Below are 428 nucleotides of genomic sequence, written 5' to 3' on the forward strand. Positions count from 1 at the left end.
TGATTATGGGACTTGCGCATCGCGAAAAACCGATATGGGGCGTTCAGTTCCATCCGGAATCGATCGAATCCGAGTATGGACATACTCTGATTGGTAATTTCATTAATATGATCAATCGCGGTGAACTGGATGGCAGTGACTCTGGCACAGACAATGAAATACAGCGCGTTATAAAAGAAGCGGCGGGCACATTCTCATTGAAAGTCAATTATGAGCCCCTGAAGATGACGATGAATGCCGCTGACATTTTTTCGCGTTATTTTTCGGGCAAAACATCCGCCTTTTGGCTCGACAGTGAAATGGCGGATGCGCGGTCTGCCAGGTATTCGCTAATGGGCAGCGGACAACCCAATGAAGCCATAGTATTTCGCTATGAGGTCAGTTCACGCACTTTACATCTGAGTGGCCCATGCGGGGAAAGTTATATT

General features: G+C 47.2%; 1 protein-coding gene. It reads left to right on the top strand.

Annotation, left to right across the window (positions count from 1 at the left end; translation table 11 throughout):
* Positions 1–428, top strand: a 428-nt coding sequence (locus ACYP03_RS24235; RefSeq protein ID WP_459782401.1) for a glutamine amidotransferase-related protein, incomplete at both ends; no start/stop codon positions are given.

The organism is Photobacterium sp. R1 (assembly GCF_054600795.1).